Annotated in this window: 24 protein-coding genes; 14 read left to right on the forward strand and 10 right to left on the reverse strand. The window is 72.0% G+C overall.

Annotated elements, in window-relative coordinates; all coding sequences use genetic code 11:
* Positions 1-150 precede the first annotated feature (150 nt).
* Both JNB62_RS00750 and JNB62_RS00755 read left to right on the forward strand, forming a co-directional pair.
* On the forward strand, positions 151-1,224 hold the full coding sequence (locus JNB62_RS00750; protein WP_220298965.1) for a 3-deoxy-7-phosphoheptulonate synthase: 1,074 nt from the start codon (positions 151-153) through the stop codon (positions 1,222-1,224).
* Positions 1,225-1,367: 143 nt separating this feature from the next.
* Positions 1,368-1,874, forward strand: coding sequence for a tetratricopeptide repeat protein (locus JNB62_RS00755; RefSeq protein WP_220298966.1), 507 nt, complete (start codon positions 1,368-1,370; stop codon positions 1,872-1,874).
* A gap of 140 nt (positions 1,875-2,014) precedes the next feature.
* Here the strand turns inward: JNB62_RS00755 and JNB62_RS00760 are convergent, their stop codons facing one another.
* Entirely contained in the window at positions 2,015-3,295 is a 1,281-nt protein-coding gene (locus tag JNB62_RS00760; RefSeq protein ID WP_220298967.1) for an MFS transporter, read from the reverse strand.
* A gap of 249 nt (positions 3,296-3,544) precedes the next feature.
* Between JNB62_RS00760 and JNB62_RS00765 the strand changes: the two genes are divergently transcribed.
* Positions 3,545-4,246, forward strand: coding sequence for a DUF899 domain-containing protein (locus tag JNB62_RS00765; RefSeq protein ID WP_220298968.1), 702 nt, complete (start codon positions 3,545-3,547; stop codon positions 4,244-4,246).
* 55 nt (positions 4,247-4,301) lie between these two features.
* Entirely contained in the window at positions 4,302-5,447 is a 1,146-nt protein-coding gene (locus tag JNB62_RS00770) for a DUF4232 domain-containing protein (RefSeq protein ID WP_220298969.1), read from the forward strand.
* Between the two features lie 65 nt (positions 5,448-5,512).
* Here the strand turns inward: JNB62_RS00770 and JNB62_RS00775 are convergent, their stop codons facing one another.
* Together JNB62_RS00775 and pgi are read right to left on the reverse strand one after the other, a co-directional pair.
* Positions 5,513-6,403, reverse strand: a complete 891-nt coding sequence (locus tag JNB62_RS00775) for a phospholipase (RefSeq protein ID WP_220298970.1) — start codon at positions 6,401-6,403, stop codon at positions 5,513-5,515.
* A gap of 329 nt (positions 6,404-6,732) precedes the next feature.
* Positions 6,733-8,415 (reverse strand): glucose-6-phosphate isomerase, encoded by a 1,683-nt coding sequence (gene pgi / locus JNB62_RS00780; RefSeq protein ID WP_374449827.1) that lies wholly within the window; start codon positions 8,413-8,415, stop codon positions 6,733-6,735.
* Between the two features lie 91 nt (positions 8,416-8,506).
* Here pgi and JNB62_RS00785 point away from each other — a divergent pair, with 91 nt between their 5' ends.
* Both JNB62_RS00785 and JNB62_RS00790 read left to right on the forward strand, forming a co-directional pair.
* The gene (locus JNB62_RS00785; protein ID WP_220298972.1) at positions 8,507-9,331 is read left to right on the forward strand and encodes a Cof-type HAD-IIB family hydrolase; all 825 of its coding nucleotides are present in this window, start codon (positions 8,507-8,509) and stop codon (positions 9,329-9,331) included.
* Positions 9,332-9,416: 85 nt separating this feature from the next.
* Positions 9,417-9,779 (forward strand): HNH endonuclease, encoded by a 363-nt coding sequence (locus tag JNB62_RS00790; RefSeq protein ID WP_220298973.1) that lies wholly within the window; start codon positions 9,417-9,419, stop codon positions 9,777-9,779.
* Positions 9,780-9,788: 9 nt separating this feature from the next.
* Here the strand turns inward: JNB62_RS00790 and JNB62_RS00795 are convergent, their stop codons facing one another.
* Positions 9,789-10,370: a TetR/AcrR family transcriptional regulator gene (locus tag JNB62_RS00795; protein ID WP_220298974.1), complete on the reverse strand. Its 582-nt coding sequence runs from the start codon at positions 10,368-10,370 to the stop codon at positions 9,789-9,791.
* Between the two features lie 108 nt (positions 10,371-10,478).
* Between JNB62_RS00795 and JNB62_RS00800 the strand changes: the two genes are divergently transcribed.
* Positions 10,479-11,234: an SDR family NAD(P)-dependent oxidoreductase gene (locus JNB62_RS00800; protein ID WP_220298975.1), complete on the forward strand. Its 756-nt coding sequence runs from the start codon at positions 10,479-10,481 to the stop codon at positions 11,232-11,234.
* Between the two features lie 93 nt (positions 11,235-11,327).
* Here JNB62_RS00800 and JNB62_RS00805 read toward each other — a convergent pair whose 3' ends face one another.
* Together JNB62_RS00805 and JNB62_RS00810 are read right to left on the reverse strand one after the other, a co-directional pair.
* Positions 11,328-12,158, reverse strand: coding sequence for an esterase/lipase family protein (locus JNB62_RS00805; RefSeq protein WP_220298976.1), 831 nt, complete (start codon positions 12,156-12,158; stop codon positions 11,328-11,330).
* A 10-nt stretch (positions 12,159-12,168) separates the two neighbouring features.
* On the reverse strand, positions 12,169-12,828 hold the full coding sequence (locus JNB62_RS00810) for a TetR/AcrR family transcriptional regulator (protein WP_220298977.1): 660 nt from the start codon (positions 12,826-12,828) through the stop codon (positions 12,169-12,171).
* Positions 12,829-12,942: 114 nt separating this feature from the next.
* Here JNB62_RS00810 and JNB62_RS00815 point away from each other — a divergent pair, with 114 nt between their 5' ends.
* Positions 12,943-14,355, forward strand: a complete 1,413-nt coding sequence (locus JNB62_RS00815) for an MFS transporter (protein ID WP_220298978.1) — start codon at positions 12,943-12,945, stop codon at positions 14,353-14,355.
* Between the two features lie 348 nt (positions 14,356-14,703).
* On the forward strand, positions 14,704-16,104 hold the full coding sequence (locus JNB62_RS00820; RefSeq protein ID WP_220298979.1) for an MFS transporter: 1,401 nt from the start codon (positions 14,704-14,706) through the stop codon (positions 16,102-16,104).
* A 55-nt stretch (positions 16,105-16,159) separates the two neighbouring features.
* On the opposite strand, the gene JNB62_RS00825 is transcribed toward JNB62_RS00820, so the two are convergent.
* Both JNB62_RS00825 and JNB62_RS00830 read right to left on the reverse strand, forming a co-directional pair.
* Positions 16,160-17,887, reverse strand: a complete 1,728-nt coding sequence (locus tag JNB62_RS00825) for an amidase (RefSeq protein WP_220298980.1) — start codon at positions 17,885-17,887, stop codon at positions 16,160-16,162.
* Entirely contained in the window at positions 17,884-19,074 is a 1,191-nt protein-coding gene (locus JNB62_RS00830; RefSeq protein WP_223230850.1) for an agmatine deiminase family protein, read from the reverse strand. Before JNB62_RS00830 ends, JNB62_RS00825 begins: the two co-directional genes overlap by 4 nt.
* Positions 19,075-19,140: 66 nt before the next feature.
* On the opposite strand from JNB62_RS00830, the gene JNB62_RS00835 reads away from it, so the two are divergent.
* From JNB62_RS00835 to JNB62_RS00855, 5 genes are all read left to right on the forward strand, one after another.
* On the forward strand, positions 19,141-19,770 hold the full coding sequence (locus JNB62_RS00835) for a TetR/AcrR family transcriptional regulator (protein WP_222855603.1): 630 nt from the start codon (positions 19,141-19,143) through the stop codon (positions 19,768-19,770).
* On the forward strand, positions 19,767-20,702 hold the full coding sequence (locus JNB62_RS00840) for a phosphotransferase (RefSeq protein ID WP_220298981.1): 936 nt from the start codon (positions 19,767-19,769) through the stop codon (positions 20,700-20,702). The genes JNB62_RS00835 and JNB62_RS00840 overlap by 4 nt, the downstream gene beginning before the upstream one ends.
* 3 nt (positions 20,703-20,705) lie before the next feature.
* Positions 20,706-21,407, forward strand: a complete 702-nt coding sequence (locus JNB62_RS00845; RefSeq protein WP_220298982.1) for a M23 family metallopeptidase — start codon at positions 20,706-20,708, stop codon at positions 21,405-21,407.
* A gap of 85 nt (positions 21,408-21,492) precedes the next feature.
* Complete coding sequence (locus tag JNB62_RS00850) at positions 21,493-21,720, forward strand: hypothetical protein (protein WP_220298983.1); 228 nt, start codon at positions 21,493-21,495, stop codon at positions 21,718-21,720.
* Positions 21,721-21,782: 62 nt separating this feature from the next.
* Complete coding sequence (locus tag JNB62_RS00855; protein WP_220298984.1) at positions 21,783-22,616, forward strand: aldo/keto reductase; 834 nt, start codon at positions 21,783-21,785, stop codon at positions 22,614-22,616.
* Positions 22,617-22,895: 279 nt separating this feature from the next.
* On the opposite strand, the gene JNB62_RS00860 is transcribed toward JNB62_RS00855, so the two are convergent.
* Positions 22,896-23,642: an SDR family oxidoreductase gene (locus JNB62_RS00860; RefSeq protein ID WP_220298985.1), complete on the reverse strand. Its 747-nt coding sequence runs from the start codon at positions 23,640-23,642 to the stop codon at positions 22,896-22,898.
* A gap of 175 nt (positions 23,643-23,817) precedes the next feature.
* Entirely contained in the window at positions 23,818-24,567 is a 750-nt protein-coding gene (locus JNB62_RS00865; protein WP_220298986.1) for an SDR family oxidoreductase, read from the reverse strand.
* Positions 24,568-24,632 lie beyond the last annotated feature (65 nt).

The raw sequence follows: 24,632 nt of genomic DNA on the forward strand, positions 1-24,632 counted from the left end.
GGTATGCGTATCGGAGTGGCTCTGGAGGAGCCGACCGCCGATAAGCGCCAGCGCCTCCAGAGCCACAGGCAGACACTCGTCCGAGGGTCTGCCTTCGTCGTTAACACGGCGGTGGCCTGGGATCCGGGTTCCGCCGGGAACAGGAACCCCATGAACGCCACCCACGATCTCCGCGTCGCGTCCTTCACCCCCTTGCCCTCGCCCGCACAGCTGCGGCGCGAGCTGCCCATGACCGCCGCGCACGAGGCTGCCGTCACCGATGCCCGCGCCGAGGTCGAGGCCGTCCTGCGCGGCGACGACGACCGCCTGCTGGTCGTCGTCGGACCGTGCTCGGTGCACGATCCCGAGGCCGCCGTCGACTACGCCCGCCGGCTCGCGGTCGCGGCCCGGCAGCATCGCGACGACCTGCTCGTCGTGATGCGCGTGTACTTCGAGAAGCCGCGCTCCACCGGCGGTTGGAAGGGCCTCATCAACGACCCCGGCCTCGACGGGACCCACGACGTCGTGCGCGGACTGCGGGTCGCGCGGCGCCTGCTGCTCGATGTGCTGGACCTCGGGCTGCCGATCGGGTGCGAGTTCCTGGAGCCCATCAGCCCGCAGTTCATCGCGGACGCCGTCGCGTGGGGCGCGATCGGCGCCCGCACGACCGAGAGTCAGATCCACCGCCAGCTCGCGTCGGGGCTGTCGATGCCGATCGGCTTCAAGAACGCGACCGATGGCGACGTGCAGATCGCGATCGACGGCTGCACGGTCGCGTCGCAGCGGCACGTGTTCTTCGGCACCGACGACTCGGGCTCAGCGGCCGTCGTGTCGACGACCGGCAACCGCGCCGCCCACGTCGTCCTGCGCGGAGGCCGCGGCGGGCCGAACTACGGGCCCGCCGATCTCGAGCGCGCGGCCGCCCTCCTCGAACGCGCCGGCATGCCGCGCCGCCTCGTCGTCGACGCGAGTCATGCCAACAGCGGCAAGGATCACGTGCGCCAGGCCGAGGTGGTGCGCGAGCTGGCCGGGCAGCTCGCCGGCACCACCGACATCGCCGGAATCATGATCGAGAGCTTCCTCGTGGGCGGCAACCAGAAGCTCACCGCCGAGACCCGCGACCGGCTCGTGTACGGCCAGTCGGTCACCGACGCGTGCATCGACTGGGACACCACCGACGTGCTGCTGGGCGAGATCGCCGCTGCGGCGCGTCAGCGCCGCCACCGGCTCGCGATCGCCGCGTGACGTGAAGAGTGGATGCCGCCACCCGGTGCTCCCGCGCGCGCCGGGTGGCGGCATCCACTCGTCGCAATGGCGGCGCTAGCATCGTCCGAGCGAGGGCGCCGGTCCCGCAGACGGGAAGCGGATGGGATGTCGGAGGTGACGCGATGACCTCGTGGGACGACCGCGTCGCGGAGTTCTGGGACACGGCCGACGACGCCGACCCCGCTGTCGTTGACCGCATGCGCGAGCTGGTCGCCGAGCGTCCGGCGGACGACCCGGCCGCGCTGTTCGAGTGGGCGTCCGTGCTGGACTTCGTCGGGCGCGAGGACGAGGCCGTTGCGCAGTACCGGGCGGCGCTCGCCGCCGGGCTGGACGGTGATCGGATGCCGCAAGCCGTCGTCCAGCTGGCCAGCTCCCTGCGCAACATCGGCCGAGCCGACGAAGGGATCGAGCTGCTGTGGGCGCTCGGCGACGAGACCGTCGCAGGAGCTGCGGTGCACGCGTTCCTCGCGCTGTGCCTGCGCGACGCCGGCCGCCCGGACGAGGCGTTCGCGGTGGCGCTGCGCGCGCTCGCGCCGACGCTTCCGATGTACGGACGCTCGATCGCGGCGTACGCCGACGAGCTGGACGGCCGCGCCTCGGGGCCCGGCCCCGGCCCCGGTCCCGCGTAGCCGCGAGGGCGCGCCGGGATGCGGCATCCCGGCCTCGTCGCTCACGCGGTCGAAACCTGCACGCGCGGCTGAAAGACACATGCGCGGATGCAGGTTTCGACCGCGCAAGACGGCGTCGAGCGCGCTGGCGAGCACCTGCCTCAGTCCGATGCGTCAGGGGCGTCATCGTGCCGAGCGGTGCGCAGCGGCGACACGAGCACGACCACCGCGGCGACGGCGAACACCGCGGCGCCGATGCCGAGGGTGGCAGCGAAGCCGAAGGCCGTCATGAGCACGCCCGTCAGCAGGGCGCCGAAGAAGAACACGACGCGGTTGACCGTGCGGATGGTGGAGTTCATGCGGCCCTGGATGCCGTCGGGGGCGACTGCCTGCCGATAGCCGATGTCGTTCGCGTCTTCGATCCCCATCGCGAGGCCGTAGACGAACTGGGCGCCCGAGACGACGGCGAGCACGACGCCGACAGCGGTGGCGGCGCTCAGCGGCGCGACGGCCAGGACGGCCCAGGGCACCACGACCAGCGCACGGCCGAGCAGGATCGCCCGGCCCGCGCCGAACCGGATGCCGATGGCCGGCGCGACGACGGCGCCGGTGAAGCCTCCGAGCGCACCGAACGCGAGCGCGATGCCGAACGCCCAGGCCGGCAGGTCGAGTGCGCGCAGCACGAACACGGCGAACACCGTCGTCACGATGCTGTTGCCGAGGAACCAGACGTGCACCGACAGCGCGAGCGGACGCAGCGTGCGGTGGCCGTACGTGTAGCGCATGCCGTCGGCGATCTCGTGGCCGACGTGCCGACCGGGCGGGCGCGGCTCTGCGCGCGGCTCGTCGACGGCGATGCGCCACTGCAGCAGTGCGGCGACGGCGTTGATGACGGCGTCGAACGCGAACAGCAGCGGCGCTCCGACGAGGTTCATCAGCGTGCCGCCGAGGGCGGGGCCGGCCGTCTCGGCCACGGTCTGGCTCTGACCGAGGCGCGCGTTGGCCATGACGAGCGCGTCGCGAGGCACGATGCGCGGCAGGAGCGGCTGCGCCGCCGAGTCGGCGAACAGCGTCAGCACTCCCAGGGTCAGCACGACGGCCGCCAGCGACCAGAAGCCGAGGGTTCCCGTGAGCAGCAGCACCGGGATGATCGCGAGCACGACGGCGCGGCCGATGCTCGTCAGCACGAGTGTGCGCTGCCGTCGCCAGCGGTCCATCAGCGCACCGATGATCAGCCCGAGGAACAGGTACGGCACGACGCCGAGTGCGCTCAGCACGCTGATCTGCAGCGGCGTCGCGTCGATGACCGTGACGATGAGCACCTGGAACGCGACGCCCGCGATGCTCCCGCCGAAGGCGCGCAGCGTCGCGGCGCTCCAGAACAGCGCGAAGGCCGGCTGCCGCAGCACCTCGCGCCTGCTCCGAACCTCCTCGTCAGGCACGGGCCCAGCGTATCGGCGGGCCCTCGGCGTCTCGCGCCGGGCCGGCGGCGAGTGGATGCCGCGGCCGCCGGCATCCCGTCGAGAACGCACGATCTCGCCGAGGACGCACGTCCTGCGCGTCGACAGCGTGCGTGCTCGGCGAGAACGTACGTCGTCGACGAACCGGCGGCGGCAGATGATGCGCACCCTCTTGACGGCGCGGATCAGATGTGTACGGTGTGAACATACGACATCACCTCGGAGGTCACGATGCAGAGCACGACCCAGAACGCCCTTCCGCCCGTCGTCGACGCCGAGGCGTGGCGCCGCGAACTCGCAGAGCTTCGGGTGCGCGAGAAGGCGGCGACGCGGGAGCTCGACGCGATCGCCGCGCAGCGGCGGCGGCTGCCGATGGTCGAGCTGCCCGAGTACACGCTCGTCGGCAAGGACGGGCCGGTGCGGCTGGTCGACGTCTTCGAGGGCAGGAGCCAGCTGATCACGTACCACCACATGTGGTTCCCCGGAAAGCAATGGCACTGCCCCGGCTGCACGGGCTACACGTCGCAGTTCGTGCGCCTCGGCTTCCTCGAGCCGTACGATGCGCGCTTCGTCATCGTCACTCAGGGGCCGATCGATGAGGCGCTGGAGTACCGCGACCGGGTCGGCAACCGCATGGAGTGGTACTCGACCGCCGACAGCCCCTTCGGCGCCGACGTCGACGCGCCGCCGGAGGGCGGCTTCGCGGTGAACGTGTTCCTGCGCGACGGCGACACGGTGTACCGGACGTGGCACACGAACGGCCGCGGCACCGAGCAGCTGAGCTACACCTTCCCGCTCATCGACGTGCTTCCCTACGGCCGGCGGGAGTCCTGGCAGGACTCGCCCGAAGGATGGCCGCAGACCGACGCGTACGAGGGCTGGCTCTCGTCGCAGAAGGTCGCCGAGCTGTACGGGCAGGGCGCCGCCGGCTGAGTCTCGACTGTGGATTGCGCTCGTCCCGGCCGCCCGTCGGCCAGGATGAGGGGCGATGCGCACTCCTCTCAGCCGCCGCCTGCTCTTCTCGAGCGGCCTCGCGGTCGCCCTCTGGCTTCTCGTCGTCGTGGTCCGCTGGGGGTTCTCGCGGATCCCGAGCGGAGCTGCCCAGCTCGCGAACCTCGTGCCGCAGGTCGTGCCGCGCGGGCTGCTGTGGGGCGAGAGCGGCGGGTGGCTGGTCGTCGCGATCGCGCTCGGCGCCGTCGCGGTGGCGCTCGTCCACGCGGTCGTCACGACGCTCGCCGGGCGCGGTGGGGCGATGTTCCTGGCGGCCTGGTTCGCGACGGTCGCCGCCGGGGCGCTCGTGGGCCTTGCGTTCGACCTCGCCGCGGTGTGGGATGCTCTCGGCGACTACGGCCCGCGCGGACTGCTCGTCGGCGAATTCGGCGCCGGCGCCGCGTCCGGCGCGCTGTGGGGCCTGGCGGCGGGGTGGATGCCGGGGCTCGTCGCCCGAGCGCCGGCCGCGGCGCCCGCATACGCGGAGGGCGGTGGCAGGCAGCCCGCGTGGCTGCTTCCCGCGGCGGTCGTCGCCGTCATCGCCGCGGTCGCCGGGGGAGTCTCGTCCGAGAACGCCCGGACGACGGCCATCGCCGCCGATGCCGCGGCGCAGCAGGAGGCGGAGGCCGCCGTCACGTTCGGCGCCCCGCCCGACCCGAACGCGCCCGGGGTCGCGGTGCCGGCCCGGGCCGAGGCATCCCTCGATCTCGAGCCGGCGTGGTGCACGCCCGACAAGGCGACGGTGCTGAAGGGTGAACCCGACGCGGCGACCGGCCACCGCGCCCTGGCGATCCGGCTCATGAACTTCTCGGACCAGCCGTGCGTCATCGAGGGCTACCCCGACATCGCGTTCGGCGACCAGAACGACCATCTGCTCGACGTCACGATCGAGCAGGGCAGCTCGTTCATGACGCAGGACCTCGGCCCGCAGCGCATCGAGGTGCCCGCCGGCGGGTACGCCGTGACCTACCTCGGCTGGGATGCCGCGTCGCCTCACGGTGCGCTCGTCACGAAGACGGTGTACGCGGCGCCCACTGCCGGGATGGAACGCGGCTCGTGGCCGATCGACCTCGACGTCGTCGAGGGCTCGACCGTCGCTGTCACCGCATGGGCGCCGGACGCGGGACCGCAGCCCTCATCGTGAGAAGGCGGATGCCGCACCCGGGCCTGGGGTGCGGCATCCGCCTTCGCGATGCGTGACGAACGTGCTCAGTACCAGTTGACGGCCTGCGAGTGCGCCCACGCGGCGCACGGCGTGCCGTACGACGAGGCGATGTAGCCGAGCCCCCACGCGATCTGCGTCGCGGCGTTGGTCTGCCAGTCGGCGCCGGCGCTGGCCATCTTGTTGCCCGGCAGCGCCTGCGGGATGCCCGTCGCGCCGCCGTTGTTGTTGTAGGCCTGGTAGTTCCAGCCCGACTCCTTGGTCCACAGCGACTCGAGGCACGAGAACTGGCCGTCGCCCCAGCCGTACTGCGACGCGGCCATCTGGCGCGCGGTGGCCTTGGCGCCCTCCGGCGTGTTCGACGCGGCGAGCGCGGCCGCGGCCGCCTCGGCCTGTCGCTGCGCTTCGGCGGCTGCCGCGGCCGCTGCCGCCGCAGCCTCTTCGGCGGCCTTCTGCGCCTTCGCGGCGTCGAGGTGCTCGCGCAGGTCGGCCACGCGGGCCGTGACCTTCTCGGTCGCCGACGAGGCGTCGGCGGCGAGACCGGGCAGCAGCAGCGCCGGGATGAGGTCGAGGTCTGCGAGGCGGTCGGCGGAGCGCGTGAGCTCGTCCGTGTCGACCGACGTGTCGGTCAGGCCGATGTCGAGGCCGGCGGCGGTGATGTCGGCCGTGACGGTCTCGGCCGACGTGAGGGCGACACGGGCGGCGAGGAGCGTGTTCTTCGCGTCCACGCGGATGTCGCGCAGCGTGTGCACGGTGGCGTCGGGGGCGGCGACGGAGGCGAGGGCCGTGGCGGCCAGCGGGGCAGCCGCGGCGAGGTTCGGCGAGGCGAGCGTGAGGCCGGTCGTGACGACGATGCCGAGAGCGGTTCCGGCGGCGACGGCCGCGGCGGTGAGCCGCCGACGGGGCCGGCGGGCAGGGGTGATCTGGTCTGTGAGCATGACGAACGTACGTTCCTTGCGTCGGGTTCGCGCCGTCGGGTGCAGCGCGCGGCGCCCTCGGGTCGGACGCACAAGTCCCCGAGTCTGCCTCATCGCTTCTGGACGACTTCTGGCGTTTCGCTGGAAGAACCGTGGGAGCGGTCTTGCGCGAAAGGCCAGATCCGGCGCCCTGTCCTGTCCGCTGCGCTTCCTTCGGCGCCTGCGTTCGCGCGACAGAAAACGGCATCCGCGCCCGTTGCTCCGGGGCGCGGATGCCGTTTTCGACAGCGCGAAAGAGTGGGGTGACGAAAGGAGCGGGGTGGATGCCGGGGCCCCGGCATCCCGGATCCTCAGCGCGTGCGGTGGGCGGCGTAGTACGCCAGCAGCGACCGGGTCGAGGCGTCCTGCGCGGCGATGGCGGCTTCATCTCCTTCGATCGCGGGAGCGATCTGCAGCGCCAGCTGCTTGCCGAGCTCGACGCCCCACTGGTCGAAGGAGTTGACGCCCCAGATCGCGCCCTGCGTGAAGGTGATGTGCTCGTACAGCGCCACGAGCTGGCCGAGCACGGCGGGCGTGAGCGCCGGCGCGAAGATCGAGGTCGTCGGCTTGTTGCCGGCGAAGGTCCGGGCGGCGACCAGCGGGCCGGTCGTGCCCTCGGCCTCGACCTCGGCGGCGGTCTTTCCGAACGCGAGCGCCTTGGTCTGCGCGAGGAAGTTCGACAGGAACAGCCCGTGCACGTCGCGTCCACCGTCTTCGAGCGGGTACGCGGGGTTGGCGAACGCGATGAAGTCGGCGGGGATCAGGCGCGTGCCCTGGTGGATCAGCTGGTAGAACGCGTGCTGGCCGTTCGTGCCCGGCTCGCCCCAGAACACCTCGCCGGTGTCTGTCGTCACGGGGGATCCGTCCCAGCGCACGGACTTGCCGTTGGACTCCATCGTGAGCTGCTGCAGGTAGGCGGCGAAGCGGCTGAGCTGCTGCGCGTAGGGCAGCACCGCGTGCGACTGCGCACCGAGGAAGTTGGAGTACCAGACGTTCAGCAGCCCCATGAGCACCGGCACGTTGCGCTCGAGCGGCGTCGTGCGCACGTGCTCGTCGACGGCGTGGAAGCCGGCGAGCAGCTCGCGGAACACGTCGGGCCCGAGCTCGATCATGAGCGACAGACCGATCGCCGAGTCGACGGAGTACCGCCCGCCGACCCAGTCCCAGAACCCGAACGCGTTGACCGGGTCGATGCCGAAGTCCGCCACCTTGTCGAGGGCGGTCGACACGGCCACGAAGTGGTGCGCGACGGCATCCTTCTTCGCCTCGTCCGAGCCGTCGATCGCCCCCGACGCCTCGAGCCCCGCCCACAGCCAGTCCCGGGCGAGCCGCGCGTTGGTGAGGGTCTCGAGGGTCGTGAAGGTCTTCGACGCGACGATGAAGAGCGTCGTCTCGGGGTCGAGGTCCTTCGTCTTGTTCGCGAGGTCGAACGGGTCGATGTTCGACACGAAGCGGGCCTGGATGCCGGCGGTCGCGTACGGCTCGAGCGCCGCCGAGACCATGACCGGGCCGAGGTCCGACCCGCCGATGCCGATGTTGACGATGTGCATGACCTTCTTGCCCGTCACACCGGTCCATTCGCCGGCGCGCACACGGGTCGCGAACTCCGTCATGGCGGTGAGCACGGACTGCATGTCGGCGTCGATGTGCTGCCCGTCGACGACGAGCGCGGGCTCGGCGCCCGCGGGACGACGGAGCGCCGTGTGCAGCACCGCCCGGTCCTCGGTGGTGTTGATGTGCTCGCCGGCGAGCATCGCCGCGTAGCGCTCGGCCACGCCGGTCTGCTCGGCCAGGCGCACGAGCGCGGCGAGGATCTCGTCGGTCACCAGGTTCTTCGACAGGTCGACGTGCAGGTCGGCGAGCTCGAAGCTCAGCCGCTCGGCACGGCGGGGATCGATCGCGAACCAGTCGCGCAGATCGGGGGCGAACGAATCCCGGAGCGAGCTGAGCTCGGACCAGGCGGGCGTGGCGGTGGCATCGACGGGAGCGGTCACGCACCCTAAGGTACCCGCGCGGGTGGCGGGGATCATTTCGTGTTTCTCACGGCGGGCGAAGCGGCGGAGTGAGCCGCGTACGCTCGAGCCGATGCCTTTTCCGAGCCCAGACCTGCGCCTGATCGCCGTCGACATGGACGGCACCCTGCTCGACGGCGAAGGACGCATCCCCGAGGCGCTGTGGCCGCTTCTCGACCGGCTGCACGAGCGGGGCATCCGCTTCGCACCCGCCAGCGGGCGGCAGCTCGCGACCCTCCAGCGCGCGTTCGCCGCGCACCTCGACGACATGGTGTTCATCGCCGAGAACGGGGCGTACGTCGTCGAGGGTGGGGTCGAGATCAGTTCGGACGCCATGGATGCCGCCTTCGTGGCATCCCTCATCACCCGCGTCCGTGCGCTCACGCAGCGTGACCTCGGCGTCGTGGTGTGCGGCAAGAGGTCGGCGTACATCGAGCGCGCCGACGACGCGTTCCACCCCGAGGCCGACAAGTACTACGCCCGCCTGGAGGTCGTGCCGGACCTGCTGCAGGTCGACGACCAGATCTTCAAGGCCGCGATCTTCGACTTCGACGACGCCGCTGCCACGGCCCCCGCGTTCGACGACTTCCGAGCGACGCATCAGGTCGTGGTGTCGGGCGAGCACTGGATCGACGTCATGAACCTGGGCGTCGACAAGGGCGCCGCACTCGAGCGTCTTCAAGCCGCGACGGGCATCACGCGTGACCAGACCGCCGCCTTCGGCGATTACCTCAACGACCTCGAGATGATGGATGCCGCGGCCCTCTCGTTCGCGATGGCAAACGCGCATCCGCTCGTGGCCGAGCGCGCGCGGTATTCGGCGCCGTCGAACCTCGACCATGGCGTGATCACGACGATCGAGCGGCTGCTGGACGGCGTCCCCGACGCCGCCGCGTGACCCGCACCACCCCGTCACGATCACGTCGACGGCCGGGTGGGCGTGCCGACCGGGCAGCGACCGGAGCGGTCGGTAGCGTGAGGGCATGGCCGTCAGTCAGACCCGTCGCGCTCGCGCGGCGCGACGCCGGGCGCGCCGCGTCGCGGCAGCCGACAACGACCTCACGCTCGACGAGTGGCAGGCGCTGCTGGAGGCGTGGGGCGCCTGCGCGTACTGCGGCGTCGCGACCGGTCCGTTCCAGAAGGACTGCGTGCTGCCGATCTCGCGCGGCGGCCGGTACACGTTCGAGAACGTCGTGCCGGCGTGCCGCTCGTGCAACGCCTCGAAGAGCAACGACGAAGTCACCGGCTGGCTGCGCCGCAAGCGGCTCGACGAGCGGGCGTTCCTGCTGCGCCACGTCGAGGTGCTCGCCGCGTGGCGCGGAACCGCCTCGTCGCCTGCGCCCTGAGCGAGAGGATCAGGCTGCGGGTCGGTGCGGCCACCAGTCAGGAAGCAGCGCCGCGTAGAGGGCCAGGAACTGGTCGACCTGAGGGCGGGGATGCCGCAGCCATCCGTCGATGAGGCCGACGGTGCCGTCCGCCAGAAAGCGCGCGGCGGCGTCGGCCACGTCGGCGGGAGGGATGCCGGCGACGGGCACGTCGAGCTCGATGCGGCCGCGCGCGATGAGCGCCTCGGTCGATCCCCGGAAGTGGCGGCTGAGCAGGGCGTGCAGCGCGCCGCCACCGTCGGTCAGCTCGCGGCGGTAGATGTCGGCGTGCCGCAGCACGTGCTCGAGCACACCTCGGGTGACGGTGACCAGCGCGGTGGCGGCATCCGAGCGATCCGACAGCAGCCCCTCGCGCAGCACGTCGAGCTCGGCGGTCAGCGCGGCCTCGACCAATGACGCCGGCGAATCGCCGTGCTCGTAGAACGTCGAGCGGTGGACCCCCGCCGCCTCGGCGAGCTGCGTGACGGACAGTTCCGCCATCGGCCGGTCGGCCGCGAGTTCCAGCGCGGCGGCGTACAGGCGCTGCTGACTGCGCCGCTTTCGGGGATCCATGCCGCCTCCGGGAATCTTTTCGACAGGTGTAGGTTAACTCATAGGTAACCGACATCTGTCGGATAATCGACCGGCGCCACCCGATGACGCCACCAACGGAGGTACATCATGGCTACGTACGATGTCGCGGACCGCTCCGCCATCGTCACGGGCGCCGGATCCGGCATCGGCCGGGCGGTCGCCCTCACCCTCGCGGCGAACGGCGCCGCCGTCCTCGTCGCGGACGTGCGGCAGGAGGCCGCCGACGCGGTCGTCGCCGAGATCACCGGCGCCGGCGGCACGGCAGCCGCCTTCGTCGGCGACGTGTCGGACCCCGCCGTCGGCGAGGCCGCCGTGCAGGCTGCGGAGGCGCTCGCGCCGCTGCGGATCGCCGTCAACAACGCCGGCATCGGCGGCGCGGCAGCCCCCATGGGCGAATACCCGATCGACTCGTGGCAGAAGGTCATCGAGATCAACCTCAACGCGGTGTTCTACGGCACGCGCGCACAGGCTCCCGCCATCGCCCGCAACGGCGGCGGCTCGATCGTGAACATCTCGTCCGTGCTCGGCTCGGTCGGCATCCCGATGTCTTCCGCGTACGTCACCGCCAAGCACGGCGTCGTCGGCCTCACCAAGAACGCGGCACTCGAGTACGGCGCGCAGGGCGTGCGCGTGAACGCGGTCGGCCCGGGCTTCATCCACACGCCGCTGGTCGACGCGAACCTCGACGACGACGCGCAGACCGCGCTCGCCGGCAAGCACGCGCTCGGTCGCCTCGGCGACCCGCAGGAGGTCGCGAACATCGTCGCCTTCCTCGCCTCGGATGCCGCGAGCTTCGTCAGCGGCAGCTACCACCTGGTCGACGGCGGCTACGCCGCGCAGTAGGTCGGCCCCACGAACCAGCGGCCCGCGCGACCCGAACGCGCGGGCCGCTTCGTCTGCGCCGACCGGTGACGGACGCAGAGCGTCGACAGCCCCTCAGCCGTCGACCGTGTCGTCCTTCGCCAGGAGCGCGACGCCGTCCAGCACGGCTCGCCGGGTCGCCTTGGAGCCGAGCACGCGGAAGTGGCCCGACACGGGCACCGCGACGTTCGTCGCCCCGTCCAGGGCGCTGCCCTCGGGAATGTGGGGATCCCACGGCCCGAACACCGACACGATCCTGCCGTTCACCGACGTCTCGCGCCCGAGCGTGACGATGGTCTCGTCCTGCGGGCGGAACGCGCGGATGCTGGGCACGACGAACAGGCTCGCGAGGCGTGAGCCGCCGAAGGGCGTCGCCACGGCGACCATCCCGAGCAGGCCGAGCGGGCGGCCCTCGTGCGGTGCAGTCGCGGCCGCCTCAGCCGGGTCGCCGCCGTCGGCGGCCTCTGCGGCGGCTCGCGCCGCGGCGCCCGTCGACACGAGCACGTGCTTGCCGATGAGTCCGCCCTTGCTGTGCGCCACGAGCACGCGGCCGGCGGGGGGAGCGGGCGTCTTGCCGAGCAGCGCCGCCAGCCGGTCGGCGGTGCCGGCGATGCTGCGACGGTTCACGCCGAGCCCGTGCACGACGCGCACCCGGTGCCCGGCATCCGCGAGCGCATCGCCGACAGGTCGCAGGAACGTCCAGTGCTCGTACACTCCGGGGAGCAGGTACACCTCGGGGAGCCGGGGGTCGCCGCGCCGCCACGCATCGGGCGTCGGGCGCGGGCGGCCGATCGCCCACGGGAACGACAGCACCGCGAGCTGCCGTCGCAGCGCGTAGACGTAGTCCGCCGCCCACCACAGGCCGCGGCGCACCACGGAGGGCCGCGTGGCCGACGACACCGACATGCGCGTCAGTCTAGGAGGTGCGAGGCGGCGGGGCGGGTGCGCCGATGACCCCCGTGATCGCCGATTCCACGACGCCTGCCGCGAGCGCGTCGACCACCTCCGGCGGCTGCCACCGCACGGGGCCGTGCACGGCGATGTCGGCGAAGCCATGGACCGCCGACCAGCACGCCCATTCCGCGAACGGTCGTCTGTCGGGGGCGAGGGCGCCGGCATCCACCATCGCATCGAGCGTGTCCATCAGCAGCCGGAAGGGGGCGACGATCTCGTCGTCGAGCGTGACGATGCCCTCGCTGGGCTGCGCGTCGTGGGTGAAGAACGCCGTCTCGAACCAGCCGCGCTCGGTGCGTGCGAAGGCGATGTAGCCCGCGCCCACGCGCCGGAGACGCTCGATCGCGGCGTCGCGCGGCGACAGGCCGGCGGGTGTCTCGGCGACGTGAGCGAGGATGGCGTCGGCGAGAGCACGCTGAGCGCCGTGCGCGACGGCGTGCACGAGGGCGTCCCGGTCGGCGAAGTGCCGGTACGCGGCGTTCGGCGACACACCGACGGCGCGGGTCGCCTCGCGGAGCGTGACGGCACCGGGACCGCCGGTCCGCGCGAGCTGCAGGCCCTCGTCGATGAGGGCGCGGCGCAGATCGCCGTGGTGATAGGTGCGCACGGCAGGTGAGGTCATTGCGCGCTCCCGCTCTCGTGGGTACGGTGTGAGCACTGAATGTGAACAGTGTCCACATTCAGCCTACGCCCCCGATCGCCCCTCCCCGACATCGAACACGCCGGAGCAGACGCCATGAATCAGCCCACCCTCGGACCGCGGACGGTCCGTGCCTTCCACCAGGTCCTGGTGAACACGGCGGTGGCCAACGTCACCACCAGCTACCTGTGGTTCGCGCTGACGTTCTGGGTCTACCTCGAGACGCAGTCGGTGCTGGCCACCGCCATCATCGGCGGGTCGTACATGCTGCTCGTGGCGGTGTTCGGCGTCGTGTTCGGCGTGATCGTCGACCACATGAAGAAGAAGGCGGTCATGATGCTGTCGAGCATCGTGACCGCCGTCGCCTACGTGCTCGCCGGGGCGATGTTCCTCGCGTTCCCCGAGAGCGCGCTGCTGGACTGGGGCGGGCCCTGGTTCTGGGTCTTCGCCGGCGTGATCCTCATCGGCGGCGTCGTCGAGAACCTCCGTAACATCGCGCTGTCGACCACGGTGACGCTGCTCGTCCCCGCCGACCAGCGCGACCGCGCCAACGGGCTCGTGGGAGCCGTCCAGGGCATCGCCTTCATGGTCACGAGCGTGTTCTCGGGGCTGTCGATCGGCATCCTCGGCATGGGGTGGACTGTCGCGATCGCGATCGCCGCGACCGTCATCGCGCTCGTGCACCTGCTGTTCGTGCCGATCCCCGAGCGCGGCGTCGCCCATGTCGAGGGCGTGGCACCGAAGGGGTTCGGCTTCCGCGGCGTCATCCCGGCGGTGATGGCCGTGCCGGGACTGCTCGCCCTCGTGCTGTTCTCGACGTTCAACAATCTGGTCGGCGGCGTCTTCATGGCGCTCATGGACCCGTACGGCCTGACCCTCTTCTCGGTCGAGATGTGGGGCATCGTCCTGGGCGTCACGAGCTTCGGGTTCATCATCGGCGGCGCGCTGGTGGCCAGGTTCGGCCTCGGCAAGAACCCCGTGCGCACGATGCTGCTCGTGAACATCGGCATCGCGCTGCTGGGCATGACGTTCGCGATCCGCGAGCTGTGGTGGATCTACGCGCTGGGCATCCTCGTCTTCATGTGCCTCATGCCGATCGCGGAGGCGTCCGAGCAGACGATCGTGCAGCGGGTGGTGCCGTTCGACAAGCAGGGCCGGGTCTTCGGCTTCGCGGCGAGCGTCGAGTCGGCCGCGGCTCCCGTCTCGGCGTTCATCATCGGACCGCTCGCCCAGTTCTGGCTCATCCCGTACATGGAGTCACCGCAGGGGCAGAACACGTTCGGCTGGCTGCTCGGCGACGGCGAGGCGCGGGGCATCGCACTCGCCTTCGTGGGGGCGAGCCTCGTACTGCTGCTGGTCGTGCTGCTCGCGTTCGTGTCGAAGCCGTACCGCGAGCTCAGCGACGCCTACGCCTCGGCGGTGGCGGCCGACGAAGAGGGGGATGCCGCACCCGACGTTGCCGCGGCGGTGGGGGATGCGGGCGAAGACCTGAGGTCCGGCCTGCGCTGACCGCCGGCGTTCTCGGCGAGTCGCCACAAACGGCCGGTAGCTGCGGCGTGTCGTGGCGACGCGTCGGCGGACGGGTGTGGATGCCGGGGCGTGTGTTCTTGGCGAGTCGCCACAAACGGCCGGCGGCTGCGGCGTGTCGTGGCGACACGTCGGCGGGGCGTCGATGCCCGGGTGCGCGTTCTTGGCGAGTCGCCACGAACGTCCGGCGGCTGCGGCGTGTCGTGGCGACACAACCGGCGCCGGCCGTCTGCGCCGCTCAGAAGTTGACGTTGGAATACCCCATGGGGGTATGGTCGTTCCGTCCACTCGAGATACCCGCAGGGGGTATCCGGATCGAAGGAGACGCGCATGACCACCGTGACCCGGCCGACCCCCGACGTACGCAGGCGGTGGTGGGGACTCGCCCTCATCGCCACCGCGCAGTTCGTCGTCATCATGGACACGTCGATCATCGGCGTCGCACTGCCCGACATCCAGCGAGCGCTCGGCTTCACTCCCGAGACCCTGTCGTGGGTGTTCAACGCGTATGTCGTGGCGTTCGGAGGACTGCTGCTGCTCGGCGGACGACTGTCCGACCTGCTCGGCGCGCGCAAGGTGTTCGCGGCGGGCTGGATCGTGCTGCTGGTCGGCTCGGTCATCGCCGGTCTCGCCGGCGGCGTCGGCGTCGAGATCGCCGGCCGCGTCGTCCAGGGAGCCGGCGCCGCGCTGATCGCCCCCGCGGCACTCACGCTGCTGATTACGCTGTTCGGCGGCACCGCGGATCTGCCGAAGGCCTTCGCCGTGTACGGCGCTGCGGCGCCCATCGGCGGATCCGTCGGCGTGTTCCTCGGTGGTGTGCTCACCGAGTACGCCGGCTGGCCGTGGGTGTTCTACGTCACTGTGCCCATCGCGCTCGTCGTGCTGCTGCTGACCGGGGCGGCGCTGCCGTCGTCGCAGACCGGTCCGACCCGCTCGGGGCGCCGGCGCCTGGACGTCGGCGGAGCCCTCACGTCGACCCTCGGCCTCGCGGCCCTCGTGTTCGCCATCGTCCGTGCGCCCGAAGTCGGCTGGATCAGTCCGCAGACGCTCGTGCCGCTCGTCGGCGGCGCGGCCCTGCTGGTCGCCTTCCTCGCGATCGAGGCCCGCGTGCGCGAACCGCTCCTGCGCCTGTCGCTGCTGCGCCGTCCGCTCCTCGGCGGGGCGAACCTGGCGCAGCTGCTGCTCGGAGCGGCCTGGATCTCGATGTGGTACTTCCTGAACCTCCACCTGCAGAACGTGCTCGGCGCGACGCCGTTCCTCGCCGGTGCGGCGCTGCTGCCGATGACAGCGCTCATCGTGCTGGGCATGACGACCGTGTCACCGCGCCTGGCGGCGCGCTACGGCACGCGAGCGATGGTGACGTGGGGCTTCGTCCTGCTGGCCGCGGGTCTCGTGTGGCTGGCCTTCGCAGGACAGGGCGCGTACGCGGTCGCGGTGCTCCCGGCCTCGCTCGTGGCGGCGGCGGGAATGGCACTGGCTTTCGTGCCCTCGCTCAGCGCCGCCATCTCGTCGGCGCCGCAGGAGGACGCCGGCGTCGCGTCTGGGCTGGTCAACACGAGCTATCAGATCGGCTCGGCGCTGGGGCTCGCGGTGCTGATCGCCGTGGTCTCCGCGCTGCCGCAACCCGCCGACGGCGTCGACTACGGCGGTGGATTCCTCGGCGCGGCGATCGTCGCGGCTGTCGGCGCCCTCATCGCCCTGGCATCGCTGCGCGCCCCGCGCACGCGCTGAACCGCACGGGACGAGAGGGTGGATGCCGCGGCATCCACCCCCTCGTCCGCCCGGGTCAGCCGAGCTCGGGCGTGCGCGGGGGAGCCGTGCGCCGCGGACGCAGCGCCTCGAACGCGGCGGCCCAGGTGAGCAGGTCGACGTCGGCGTAGGCGCGGCCCGCGATCGTGAGACCGACCGGCATGCCGATGTCGCTCATCGTGCCCATCGGCACGGTCACCGTGGGGATCCCGAGGTGGCGGATCGCGAGGTTGCCGTTCGCGACCCACACGCCGTTGCGCCAGCCGAGATCGGCGGACGCCTCGTTCACGTCCATGTCGGCCGGCCCGACGTCGGCTACGGCGGGGAAGAGCACGGCATCGAGGCCGAGGCGCAGCATCCATTCGTCCAGGTCGATGCGACGCGTCTCTTCGAGCCCGCGCAGCCCGCCTTCCAGCTCGGGGATGTCGGTCAGCGTCTCGTACGGGTGGGTGCGCACCTGAGCCGGGTACTCGGCGATGTCGTCGTCGAAGCCCGTGTAGCGGTCGGGGAGCGCGCCCGCAGGGTGAGGGAAGATCGCGGCCCCGTCGACGTCCGCCAGCGTGTGGAGCGCGGGATCGCCGTTGGCGGCGAGGAAGTCCTCCCACGCCCAGGCCGACAGGTCGACGATCTCGCGCTGCAGGAACGCCTCGGTCACGAGTCCCCGAGTCTTGACCGTGGGAGCGCCCGGCCGATCGCCCTCGTAGTTCGACACGACGGGGAAGTCGACCTCGACGACCACGGCGCCCGCGGCCTCGAGGTCGCGCCGCGCCTGCTGCCACAGCTCCATCACCGACGGCCGGGTCTCGATGCGCTGCCCCGTCGGGCCTCCGATGCCGCCATCCGGGTTCGTGCCCGCCTCGGGGTCGGCGTTGATGTACAAGCGCGGCACTCCGAACCGCCGGCCGGCGAGCGTGGCGCGCGCCCCGTCGAGGCCCGTGGGGGCCAGCGCCGGGTACGACGCGGGGCGTGTGGCCGTGGCATCCGGGATCTCTATCCACGGCTGCGCGCGCCAGAAGTCGCCGCGGGTCTCGGGGTCGTCGGCGACCATGACGTCGAGGATCTCGAGCATGTCGGCCATCGTGCGGGTGTGCGGAACGACGACGTCCATGGTGGGCACGAGCGGCCAGTTGCCGCGCACCGAGATCACGCCGCGCGACGGCGTGTAGGCGCACAGTGCGTTGTGGGATGCCGGGGCCCGGCCGCTCGACCACGTCTCTTCGCCGAGACCGAAGGCGGCGAACGAAGCCGCGGTGGCGGTGCCCGAGCCGTTCGACGAGCCGCTGCCGAACGCGCTCGTGAGGTACTCGGCGTTGTACGGGCTCTCGGCGCGGCCGTACACGCCGCGCTGCATGCCGCCGTTGGCCATCGGCGGCATGTTCGTGAGGCCGACGAGCACGGCGCCGGCGGCGCGCAGCCGCTCGATCGAGAAGGCGTCGCGCTGCGCGACCAGGTGCTCGAAGGCGGGGGACCCGGCGGCGACCGTCAGCCCCTTCGCCATGAACGAGTCCTTGGCGGTGTAGGGGATGCCGTCGAGCGGTCCGAGCGTGCGGCCTTCGGCGCGGCGCAGATCGGATGCCTCGGCCTCGGCCCGTGCGCCCGGATTGCGCACGACGACGGCGTTGAGCGCGGTCTCGGTGCCCGGCGCGTCATAGGCCGCGATGCGCGCCTCGTACGCGTCGAGCAGCTCGACGGCGGTGACCTCGCCGGACTCGAGTGCGGCGCGCAGCTGCGCGATCGTCTTCTCGACGACGGGGTAGTGGCTCATCGCGTGCTTCCACCCGGTCGTTGAGCGAAGGGCGCTCTGGCGCCCGAAGACGAAACGTGTCCTGGCGCGGGGTCGTTCGTGTGCTCGGGGCGTTTCGTCTCGGTCGCTGGCGCTCCCTCGCTCAACGACCGGGTGGTTGCGGTCGCTGACGACCGCGACGGGACGGCCGGCTGCTGCTGCGTGATGCAGTGGATGCCGCCGCCGCCCGCGAAGATCTGACGGGCGTCGACCGTGACGGCGCGGCGGCCCGGGTAGGCGGCTTCGAGGATCTCGCGCGCCTGCGCGTCGGCGCGCTCTTCGCCGAAGCCGCACGCGATGACGCCGCCGTTGACCACGAGGTGGTTGACGTAGCTGTAGTCGACGAAGCCCTCCGCATCGCGGAGCTTGTCGGGTGCCGGAAGGTCGATGATCTCGAAGCGCCGGCCGGCGGCATCCGTCTGCTCCTCGAGGTGCGCGCGCAGCGACCGGCTGACCTCGAAGTCGGGATGGTCGGGGTTCTGCTGCGCGTGCAGCAGGATGCGGCCGGGCGTCGGGATGGTCGCGACGATGTCGACATGGCCGTTGGTGCCGAACTCGTCGTAGTCGCGCGTGAGTCCGCGGGGGAGCCACACCGCCTTCGTCGCGCCGATCGTGCGCGCGAGCTCGGCCTCGACGCGCTCCTTGTCGGCGAACCGGTTGCGGCGCGGGTCGAGCTGCACGGTCTCGGTGACGAGCACCGTGCCCTCGCCATCGACGTGGATGCCGCCGCCCTCGTTGACCAGCAGCGAGCTGACGACCTCGGCGCCCACGAGGTCCGCGGTGAAGCGGGCGTGCGCGGCGGCCTTGGTCCACGACGCCCACTCCGGGGCGCCCCAGCCGTTGAAGATCCAGTCGACGGCTCCGAGCACGCCGGGACGCTCGTCGTCGACGACGAAGGTCGGCCCGTGGTCGCGGAACCAGAACTCGTCGACCGGCGTCTCGACCAGCTCGATCCCGGAATGGAGCGATCGGCGTGCGCGCGCGGTCTTCGACGGGTCCATCAGCATCGTGACCGGCTCGAACTCGGCAACGGCGTTCGCGACGGCGCTCCACGCGGCGTAGTAGCGCTCCTGCTCGGCGGGGTCGTCGCCGAGCGTCGGCCCCTCGTTGGGGAACGCCATCCACGTGCGCTCGTGCGGATCCCCCTCGTGCGGCATCCTCCAGGCCATCGTCGCCCCTCCATGAGTATAATTGATCTAGCGATCAATAGAGACAGTATCTATGCTGGCGAGACCATGTCAAGCACCGTGCCCCGGCCCCGCACCCGCAAGGCTCCCGCCGAACGCGCCGCCGAGATCGTCGCCGCGGCGACCGCCGTCGCCCGCGACCAGGGGCTGAGCGCCCTCACCCTGCGCGCCGTCGCCGAGCGGGCGGGCATCACCTCAGGCCTCGTCGCGCACTACCAGCCGTCGATGGACGACCTCGTGGCGCGCGTCTACACCGACCTCGTCGAGGAGGAGGTGCGCGACGTCGAACGGGTCGTGGCCGCCGCGACGGACGCCCCCGCCCGCCTCGGCTCGCTCATCGACACCCTCATGGACGGCGCGCGCGACGAGCTCACCGTGGTGTGGGTCGAGGGATGGGCGATGGCCCGCCGCAGCGACGCGCTCGCCGCCGCCGTGCGCACGCAGATGCAGCGGTGGCAGGCGCTGGTCGAGGGGATCGTCGACGAGGGATGCCGCGCCGGAGTCTTCTCGACGACCGAGCCGGGCGAGGTCGCGTGGCAGCTCATCGGCATGATCGACGGCCTCAACGCCCAGTCGCTCGCGCGCGGCGCCGACACCACGCGCTTCGCCCGCCGCACCGCCCGCGCCGCCGAGGCGCTCGTGGGCGCGCGGCCGGGGACGATCCCGGTGAGCGCATGAGCCGGCTCGCGTGGCACGACCTTCCCCCTTCGGTGCGCACGGGCATCGAGGATCTGCTCGGCGGCCCGGTGGTCGAGGCGGTGTCGCAGCCCGGCGGATACTCGCCCGGGTCGGCGGACCGCGTCGTCACGGCCGCTGGGCGCCGCGCGTTCGTCAAGGCCGCGAGTCCCGCCGTCAACCTCGACACTCCGCGCATCCACCGTCGCGAGGGCGAGATCACGGCGCGCCTGCCCGAGGCCGTGCCCGCCCCGCGGCTCATCGGCGCCGTCGACGACGGCGAGTGGATCGCGCTCGTGCTCGACGACGTCGAAGGACGGCATCCCGCCACGCCCTGGCGGTCCCGGGAACTCGACGCGACGTTCGATGCGCTGCGGCAGATCGCCTCGGTCGACCTCCCCGGCGACGTCCCCGTCGCCGACGCCGCCGACCTGCTCGACGGCGACGCGGCGAAGTGGGACGCGATCGACGTCGACGCCGTGCCGCCGATGCCGCGTGGCCTGGACGTCTGGCTGCGCGCGCACCGCGACGAGGTGAGGGATGCCGCACACCGCGCCGCCGCGGGAGCCCGGGGGGATCGGCTCATCCACTACGACACGCGTGCCGACAACCTGCTGCTGCGCCCCGACGGCTCGGTCGTGCTGGTGGACTGGCCGTGGGCGGCGCGCGGCGCCGGCTGGTTCGACGCCCTGAGCCTGCTCATCAACGTCCGGTACTTCGACGCGCAGGCCGACGTCGAGGCACTGATCGCCGGGCATGCCGTGTTCGACGGGATGCCGGCGGCCGCGGCCTCGAACGTGCTCGCGGCGTTCGCGGGCATGTTCCTCTCGTCCTCGCTGCTGCCCGACCCGCCGCGCATGCCGACGCTGCGGACCTTCCAGCGCGATCAGGCCGTCGTGACGCTGGACTGGCTCCGCGAGCGCTGGGAGGGTTGAGACATGGGCGAGCTCGACGATCCGGTGGTCGTCGGGTTCCCGCTGCGCGGCGAGGGCTGGGTCGCCGTGACCACACCGGCCGCCCGCATCCCGAGCCACGGGGTCGATCTGCTGGGCCAGCGGTACGCATACGACTTCGTGCGGGTCGACGACCGGCCGGGTGTGCCGGTCCACCCGGCGAGCAGGCTGAGGACGGCGACGATCGGTTGCCGCGCCGACGAGTGCTACGCCTGGGATGAGCCGGTTCACGCCCCGTTCGACGCCGTCGTCGTCGCTGCCTCTGACGGCATGGCCGAGCGGCGCTGGATCCACCCTGTGCGCGAGTTCGCGCGCATGACGTGGAACGGTCTCACGTTCCGTCCGTCGAGGATCCCGGCGATCCTCGGCAACCACGTCCTGCTGCGCGCCGGCGACGTCCATGCGGGCTTCGCGCACCTGCGGCCGGGCTCGGTCGCCGTGCGCGCCGGAGAGACGGTCCGTGCGGGTGAGGTCATCGGCGCCGTGGGGCACACCGGCAACTCCACGTCGCCGCACCTGCACTTCCAGCTCATGGACCGCGCCGACCTGATGCGGGCGCGCGGCATCGCGTGCGCCTTCGCCGCGTACGACGTGCGCGGCGACGACGGGTCGTGGCGGCGCGTCGAGCGCGGCATCCCTGCTCCGCACGAGCGGCTCCGCTCTGCCGAGACCGCCGCGGCGTCGTAGCGCTACCGGTTCGCGCGTGGGCTCGCAAGCCCCCTCCGCGAGCGGGCGCGGGCTCGTACGTTCGGGAGCAGCGAAAGGAGACGCCATGACCAACCAGACCCCCTACATCGGCCCGATCGGCGACGACGACCCCACGACCGACGACGACGTGCTCGAAGACGGCGTGCTCGAAGACGGCGTCCTCGCGGGCGGCCTCGACGGCGACGACGACCGCCCGCTCGACACCGATCTCGACGCGGACCGCGTCGACAGCGCCGCAGCCGACGAGCGCGCAGCCACCGAGGGCACCGTCGACGTCGAGGATCTGCCCTGAGGGCACGCCGAAGCCCGGGTCCGCACGGCGCGAGCCCTGCGGATCCGGGCCAGGATGTAACCATGAGCGCGATCCCCACCGTGACCTTGAACGACGGAGCCTGGTTCCCCGAACTCGGCCTCGGCACCTACAACCTGCGCGGCGAGGAGGGCATCGCAGCCATCGTGTCGGCGATCGACGCGGGCTACCGTCTGCTCGACACCGCCGTCAACTACGAGAACGAGCGCGAGGTCGGCGAGGCGGTGCGCCGCAGCGGCGCCGAGCGCGACACGCTGCTGGTGACCTCGAAGATCCCGGGACGCCATCACGGCCGGCAGGAGGCCGTCGACAGCATCCGCGGATCGCTCGACCTCCTCGGCCTCGACCGCATCGACCTGCACCTGATCCACTGGCCGAACCCGAGCGTCGGCAAGTACGTCGACACATGGCGCGGCATGATCGAGGCGCAGCAGGAGGGTCTCGTGCGATCGATCGGCGTCTCGAACTTCACGGAAGACATGCTGACCGAGCTCATCGAGGCCACCGGTGTGGTGCCGGCCGTCAACCAGGTCGAGCTGCATCCGTACTTCCCCCAGGCCGAGCTCCGCGCCTTCCACGCGACGCACGGCATCCGCACCGAGAGCTGGAGTCCGCTCGCCCGCCGCACCGAGCTGCTGAACGAGCAGATCCTGCGGGAGCTCGCGGTCGTCCACGACGTCACCCCCACCCAGGTGGTGCTCCGCTGGCACACGCAGCTGGGGAGCACGCCGATCCCGAAGTCCGCCGACCCCGACCGGCAGCGCGAGAACGCCGACGTCTTCGGCTTCACCCTCACCGACGACCAGGTCGCGGCGATCAGCGACCTCGAGCGCGGTCGCCTGTGGGACGGCGACCCGCTGACGCACGAAGAGATGTGAGGGGCGCTTCGTCCCGTTCCTGGCTCAGCTCGTGTGCCGCGACCGCCATGCGACACCGGGCCGCGGCATCCACCCCGTCCCTCGTCTGCGCTGTCCGCGTCGGCATGCGCGGTCGTTCTGACGGGGTCGCCCCGTTCGCGCTGTCGAAAGCGTCATGCGCTGTCGAAAAGTTCGGGCACGGATGCCGATTTCGACAGCGCGGACGACTCGCGACCTCGTGAGGAGTGGATGCCGCCTCCCGCGCGACCTCGCCGGTCGGGGTGGCGGCATCCCACCGGGCTAGGCGTCGGGGAGGGCGGCCAGCCATTCGGTGAACGTCTGCGTGCCACGCAGCGCGCCGGGGCCCGGAAGCAGCGCGCCGGAGCGGAACGCGCGGCCGAGGGTGCCGGGCATGTCGACGACCGGCAGCACGCCGTGATGGCCGATGGCATGTGCGTAGCGGCGCACGAGGTCGGCGAGGCTCTCTTCGCGGGGACCGCCCAGGTCGGTCGCTCGGCCGGCGGGGCCGCCCTCGGCGAGGTCCACGAGCCGTACCGCCACTTCGCGCAGCGACACCGGCTGCACCCGTCCCGTCGGCGTGACGTGGGCGCCGGCGTGCGTGCGGTGGTACATCATGCCCGCGTACTCGTGGAACTGCGTCGTGCGCTGGATGGTCCAGGGCACGTCGCCCTGCTCGATCAGCCGCTCCTGCGCGAGCTTGCCGGCGTAATACCCGTCCGGAGCCGCCTCGGCGTTCACGATCGTCAGGGCGAGGTGGTGCGCGACCCCGGCCGCGCGCTCCGCCGACAGCAGGTTCGTGGTCGCGCCGGCGAAGAACGACACCGACACCTCAGGCTTGGGTGTCGTGATGTTCGAGACGTCGATGACGGTGGCGACGCCGTCGAGCGCACCGTGCAGCCCCGCTCCGCTGACGAGGTCGACGCCGGTGCCGCGTGAGAGCAGCACGACGTCGTGGCCGCGCTCGCGCGCGACCGCCTCGACGTGCCTGCCCGTCATCCCCGTGCCGCCGGCGATCGCGAACCTCATGATGCGCTCCCTCTGGTCGTCGCCCCCATCGTGGCGACCCCGCCGGGCGCGCGCAAACCGGGCGCGTCACCAAGCGGTCCGGCCCGATCGGGGGAGAGTGCGGGTCCGGACCGCTCACCGTGTGCAGAGCCCGCCCGGCAGGCGTGAGATACACGGGTCCGGAGCCATGCGCCGGTCACGCGTGGTCGAGCGCCGTCAGCCAGTCCGCGAACGTCTGCGTGCCCCGCATCGCGTCGTCGCTGGGCAGCGCCAGTCCCGCGCGCATGGCCTTCAGCTGCCTCCCCGGAAGGTTCACCGACGGGATCCAGCCGCGGTGCCCGGTGCGCTCGGCGTAGGCCTTCACCATCTCGTCGAGGCGCTCCTCGCGGGGGCCTGCCAGGTCAGCCGCGCGCCCCTGCGCGGAGCCCGCGGCGAGGGCGGCGAGCCGTCCGCCGACCTCTCGCGCCGCGATCGGCTGCACGCGCGCCCGGGGCGCGATGTGCAGCGGTCCGAGCTTCGCCCGCGCGAACATCTGCGCCGCGAACTCGTGGAACTGCGTCGCACGCAGGATCGTCCACGGCACGGACGAGGCCTCGGCCACCCGCTCCTGCGCCACCTTGCCGGCGTAGTAGTCGTACGGCATGCGGTCGATCCCGACGATCGACAGCACCACGAGGTGGCGTACGCCCGCCCGCGCCGCCGCCGCCGCGAGGTTCCCCGTCGCCTGCTGGAAGAACGAGGTGGCCGCCTTCGCCGACAGCGTCTCGATGTTGGCCGTGTCGACGACTGCGTCGACCCCGTCGAGTGCGGCATCGAGCCCCGCGCCCGTCAGCAGGTCGACACCCGTGCGGCGGGTCAGCACGATCGGCTCGTCACCGTTCGCCCTCACCGCCTCGACGACGTGGCTTCCGACGATGCCCGTTCCTCCGGCGATCGCGATCCTCATGACGGATGAATTCCTCTCTCGCCCCGCCGGTGCGGGGCCTCACCTCATCGACGACGCGACGCGCA

The organism is Microbacterium jejuense, assembly GCF_019511665.1.
GTDB lineage: Bacteria > Actinomycetota > Actinomycetes > Actinomycetales > Microbacteriaceae > Microbacterium > Microbacterium jejuense_A.

Bases quoted from the DNA above. Each gene is read 5' to 3' on its own strand.
- JNB62_RS00805 (WP_220298976.1), bottom strand. From the start codon at position 12,158: ATGTCGGTGTCGTCGGCCACGCGGCCCTCCGTGGTGCGCCGCGGCCTG.
- JNB62_RS00865 (WP_220298986.1), bottom strand. From the start codon at position 24,567: ATGAGGATCGCGATCGCCGGAGGAACGGGCATCGTCGGAAGCCACGTC.
- JNB62_RS00830 (WP_223230850.1), bottom strand. From the start codon at position 19,074: ATGGCCTGGAGGATGCCGCACGAGGGGGATCCGCACGAGCGCACGTGG.
- JNB62_RS00815 (WP_220298978.1), top strand. From the start codon at position 12,943: ATGAATCAGCCCACCCTCGGACCGCGGACGGTCCGTGCCTTCCACCAG.
- JNB62_RS00860 (WP_220298985.1), bottom strand. From the start codon at position 23,642: ATGAGGTTCGCGATCGCCGGCGGCACGGGGATGACGGGCAGGCACGTC.
- JNB62_RS00810 (WP_220298977.1), bottom strand. From the start codon at position 12,828: ATGACCTCACCTGCCGTGCGCACCTATCACCACGGCGATCTGCGCCGC.
- JNB62_RS00790 (WP_220298973.1), top strand. From the start codon at position 9,417: ATGGCCGTCAGTCAGACCCGTCGCGCTCGCGCGGCGCGACGCCGGGCG.
- JNB62_RS00845 (WP_220298982.1), top strand. From the start codon at position 20,706: ATGGGCGAGCTCGACGATCCGGTGGTCGTCGGGTTCCCGCTGCGCGGC.
- JNB62_RS00750 (WP_220298965.1), top strand. From the start codon at position 151: ATGAACGCCACCCACGATCTCCGCGTCGCGTCCTTCACCCCCTTGCCC.
- JNB62_RS00855 (WP_220298984.1), top strand. From the start codon at position 21,783: ATGAGCGCGATCCCCACCGTGACCTTGAACGACGGAGCCTGGTTCCCC.
- JNB62_RS00835 (WP_222855603.1), top strand. From the start codon at position 19,141: ATGTCAAGCACCGTGCCCCGGCCCCGCACCCGCAAGGCTCCCGCCGAA.
- JNB62_RS00765 (WP_220298968.1), top strand. From the start codon at position 3,545: ATGCAGAGCACGACCCAGAACGCCCTTCCGCCCGTCGTCGACGCCGAG.
- JNB62_RS00795 (WP_220298974.1), bottom strand. From the start codon at position 10,370: ATGGATCCCCGAAAGCGGCGCAGTCAGCAGCGCCTGTACGCCGCCGCG.
- JNB62_RS00825 (WP_220298980.1), bottom strand. From the start codon at position 17,887: ATGAGCCACTACCCCGTCGTCGAGAAGACGATCGCGCAGCTGCGCGCC.
- JNB62_RS00775 (WP_220298970.1), bottom strand. From the start codon at position 6,403: ATGCTCACAGACCAGATCACCCCTGCCCGCCGGCCCCGTCGGCGGCTC.
- JNB62_RS00800 (WP_220298975.1), top strand. From the start codon at position 10,479: ATGGCTACGTACGATGTCGCGGACCGCTCCGCCATCGTCACGGGCGCC.
- JNB62_RS00785 (WP_220298972.1), top strand. From the start codon at position 8,507: ATGCCTTTTCCGAGCCCAGACCTGCGCCTGATCGCCGTCGACATGGAC.
- JNB62_RS00755 (WP_220298966.1), top strand. From the start codon at position 1,368: ATGACCTCGTGGGACGACCGCGTCGCGGAGTTCTGGGACACGGCCGAC.
- JNB62_RS00850 (WP_220298983.1), top strand. From the start codon at position 21,493: ATGACCAACCAGACCCCCTACATCGGCCCGATCGGCGACGACGACCCC.
- JNB62_RS00770 (WP_220298969.1), top strand. From the start codon at position 4,302: ATGCGCACTCCTCTCAGCCGCCGCCTGCTCTTCTCGAGCGGCCTCGCG.
- JNB62_RS00840 (WP_220298981.1), top strand. From the start codon at position 19,767: ATGAGCCGGCTCGCGTGGCACGACCTTCCCCCTTCGGTGCGCACGGGC.
- JNB62_RS00820 (WP_220298979.1), top strand. From the start codon at position 14,704: ATGACCACCGTGACCCGGCCGACCCCCGACGTACGCAGGCGGTGGTGG.